1 pseudogene is annotated in these 621 nt (G+C 59.3%); it reads right to left on the bottom strand.

Annotation, left to right across the window (positions count from 1 at the left end):
• Positions 1–325: 325 nt before the first annotated feature.
• Positions 326–621: pseudogene (locus tag AC1D0P_RS26980) on the bottom strand (Glu/Leu/Phe/Val dehydrogenase); the annotation flags it as partial.

Genomic DNA, 621 nt, shown 5'->3' with positions numbered 1-621 from the left:
GGCTTGGGATGAACAGCAATTCTCAGCAGGTATGGTGTCATTGCTGCAGTCGTAGCCCATCTACATCAGGGATGGTCGAAACTGCAGAAAGATGAGGGAAGGCTTCGTCTTTAGTATTTCCTCGCCGACAAAAGTTAGCAGATGTGCTTTGTCTGTGCAACTAAGCTAAATAAGCGATCAAGGCTACACGGCCAAGCCTTCGCCGCGCCATCGATGGGAATGGCCTGAGGGGATGCGCGATGGCGTGTCCGCTCGCCAAGCAATGGACGCGGCGAGGCAATTCCCGCCACGTCATATTCGCTGTTCGCCGTCCGGCGAGCTCATCTCACGGGAACAACCCACGCGTCGCCTTGGCCTGCGCCACCTTGTCGACGCCGATCGCCATGGCGGCGACGCGATGCGAGATCGCATCCTTTTCCACCCGCTCCATGACCCGGCCGAAGGCGTTGTCCAGCAGATCCTTGAGCCGGCCGATCACCTCCGCCCGTCGCCAGAACAATTGCTGCAGGTCCTGCACCCATTCGAAATAGCTGACGATCACGCCGCCGGAATTGCAGAGGATGTCGGGAATGACGAAGATCTCGTTGCGCCGCTGGTCGAGCACCAGGTCGGCTTCGGGCG

The sequence above is a fragment of the Polaromonas sp. P1_G2 genome, from assembly GCF_056405515.1.
The sequence above is the reverse complement of the archived record's forward strand: the minus strand, read 5'-3'. Positions and strand labels throughout refer to the sequence as shown.